At 69.3% G+C, this 2,611-nt stretch carries 4 protein-coding genes and 1 pseudogene; all 5 read right to left on the reverse strand.

Annotated elements, in window-relative coordinates; translation table 11 throughout:
* Positions 1–119: 119 nt before the first annotated feature.
* Positions 120–434: a hypothetical protein gene (locus tag JX325_RS14945; RefSeq protein WP_204791867.1), complete on the reverse strand. Its 315-nt coding sequence runs from the start codon at positions 432–434 to the stop codon at positions 120–122.
* Positions 431–814 (reverse strand): hypothetical protein, encoded by a 384-nt coding sequence (locus JX325_RS14950; RefSeq protein WP_204791868.1) that lies wholly within the window; start codon positions 812–814, stop codon positions 431–433. The genes JX325_RS14945 and JX325_RS14950 overlap by 4 nt, the downstream gene beginning before the upstream one ends.
* Positions 815–832: 18 nt before the next feature.
* A complete protein-coding gene (locus JX325_RS14955) occupies positions 833–1,891 on the reverse strand; it encodes a phage tail sheath subtilisin-like domain-containing protein (RefSeq protein ID WP_204791869.1) in 1,059 nt (352 codons plus the stop codon).
* Positions 1,875–2,378, reverse strand: coding sequence for a hypothetical protein (locus JX325_RS18495; RefSeq protein ID WP_204791870.1), 504 nt, complete (start codon positions 2,376–2,378; stop codon positions 1,875–1,877). The genes JX325_RS14955 and JX325_RS18495 overlap by 17 nt, the downstream gene beginning before the upstream one ends.
* Positions 2,375–2,611 (reverse strand): annotated as a pseudogene (locus JX325_RS14965) (hypothetical protein); the annotation flags it as partial. The gene JX325_RS18495 and the pseudogene JX325_RS14965, both read right to left, overlap by 4 nt.

Below are 2,611 nucleotides of genomic sequence, written 5' to 3' on the forward strand. Positions count from 1 at the left end.
CTCCCAAGCGGTATCATCCTCTCTGGGGGCTTCCCCGTCCTCCGCCCTCCCGCCGCCCAGCAGCGCCCACAGCGCCGCCCGCTGCCGTTCCAGCTCCCAGCCCAAATAGTCCACGTTCCTCACGCCCTCCAAAGCGCGGCGAACCGCGCCGCGTCAAATTCCGGGTTCACCGCCTCCGAGCGGCGGTCCTCTCCGTCTCCGCCGCTCCCGGCCAAACGGCAGAGCAGCCGCTCCATCTGCCGCCCCGTCAGGTCCGCCAGGGCCTCCGTTCCGTCCCCATAGACCCGCTCGCCCTGAAAGAAGCAGCATTCCGACAAAATCAACCCGTTGCAGCGAAGCACCCGTTCCAGGGGGTCCTCCGCCTCCCGGCACTGCCGCCACAGCTCCAGCAGCCGCCCCGCCGTCAGGGGCCGCAGCTCGTCAATGTCCCTCACGCCGAGGTCTCGATGCGCTTGGCCGCCACCACGGTGACCTTCTCCGCAACCATGGCGTTGAGCCGCCCGTCCTCCTCGATGCCGCTCCACTGGCAGTCGCTGTAGATGACCCGCCGGTCCGGCTTGCAGATGACCAGGGAGAAGTGGGCCAGGTCATAGAAGTTGATGCCGTCGGAGACGGCGNTGTCCGTTNCATAGAGCCTCGTCAGCTCCAGGGTATAGCGCTTTTGCCCCTCGATGGTGGCCACCGGCTCGCTCTCGCCGAAGGCCTCCACGCTCTGTGAGGTTTTGCTGGCCTTGGCGGTGTAGCTCTGAACCACCGCCACCTTCCTGCCGTCCATCTCCAGATAGATGTCGGCGCTGGTGGGAAATCCCGTCATGCTCCTCACGCCCCTTTCTTAAATCTCAATGTGTACCGTCAGATGCACCTGGTTCAGCCCGTGGGCCACGGCGAAGCCGAACTCCACCAGGCACACCGTGGGGTCCTCGTGGGAGGCGGAGACGCGGACCNCGTCATAGCCGTCGATGATTTCCGCCGCCAGCTTCTTCTCCAGCTCCACAATGACCTGGGAGCGGATAGCCGCCCGGTTCCGGCCGTTGTTCNTNCTGNGNGAGANGCGGCTGCGNAGGGCGGAGCGCACGNAGGGAATCACGTCGTCCACAATCAAAATGGTGGTCAGCTCCCGCCATGTGGCGTCCGCCGCCCCTCCGGTTTTCGTCCGGGTGGTGACGCCCCGCACCGGGGACACCACTCCCGCCACGCACTCCAGNGGNGNCACGCCGCCCCGGACCAGCCGGTCGATGTCGTTGTCGGTATAGTCCTCCGCCAGCCCCGTCAAGCCCTTGAGCTTCGCCCCGTTCAACGGTACCGCCGGGTCCGGGGCGGAGGCCGCCAGAGCCGCCACCGCCGCGGCGGCGAACACGCCGGACAGGGGCTTTCCCCCGCCGTCCAGGGCGTCGGGCCCCACCAGCACCACGCGCTCGCTGTTCAGCGCCTCCGCCCGGCTCACCAGCTCCGAAACCTCCGCCCCGGCGCAGCCCGCCACGGCGATGNGCTCATGGCGCAGGGCGGANNCCGCCTCCACCGCGTTCCGCAGGGCCTGGTGGACCGCCTCCTCGCCGCTGTCGCAGACTAGAATCTGCGCCTCCTCCTTTTCCAGGGCGGCGAAGGCCTGGGCGTAGTCCTCCGCCGTGCCCTCCTCCGCCACCCGCACCGCCGTCACGGCGGACGCGCCGTTTTCAAACAGCAGCCGCAAAAGGGTGCTCATTCCCGCCGTCTCGTCCTCGCCGAAGACGGACACCCCGGCGGCCCAGCCCGTCACCGTCACCGGCTTTCCTGTCTCGCCCCTGGCCGCCTTGGCCGCCACGCCGATGGACCGGACCGCCCGTCCACCGGACACCACCGAGGACGTGTCATAGGCCGAGTAGACCCCCGGCCGCTCATGCAGATTGTTCACCTTGCAAAACCCCTTTCAGTTTGAAATCCAGGAACTCCGTCTCTTCCTCCCCGCGCTCCGCCAAAAACAGCGCCTGGCACTGAAGCGTTCCCCGCCGGAGGAAGAGCCCCGTCTGCTTCTCCCAGGCCAGGGCCTCCCACCGAAGCTCCCCGGGCCGGATGCCCTCCGGCAGCTTCCCCAGCAGCACCGCCGCCGCCGTCTCGCCGCCCTCCTCGCACTCCGCCGCCCGCTCAGCCCGGATGTCCACGGCGATGGTCCCCGCCAGGTGCTTGCCATAGACCTCCCGCGTTTCCCCGTTTGGCCCCCGGCTCTCCCCCAGATAGCCGCAAAAGCCCAGGTCCCGGCCCTCCGCCGTCCCCACGGAGACGGTGGCCAGGGCCGTTTTCCGCTCCGCCGCCCACTTGCCGGGGNNGGCGGACTCCGCAGCCAGTACCCCGGAGCGCAGGGCGGCAATCACCGCGTCCCGCATCTGTCTCAGCTCTTTCATTCCGCCTCCCTCGCCCGTTCCAGCACAGCCCGCCAATGGGAGAGCTCCGGGCCGATGAAGTGGGGCCTTCCGCTCCGGGCCCGGAACCGCCGCCCGTTCCAGCAAACCCGGTCCCCCGCCCTCACGGCGGCCTTTCCCAGGTACAGCCACAGCCGTCCGTCCAGCCCCCCGATGGGGGAGGGCTCCGGCCCCTCCTCCCTCCGCTCCGTCAGGGGCTGGAGGAAGGCCCGGAC

The sequence above is a fragment of the Oscillibacter sp. CU971 genome (assembly GCF_905219725.1).
Taxonomy (GTDB): Bacteria; Bacillota; Clostridia; order Oscillospirales; family Oscillospiraceae; genus Oscillibacter.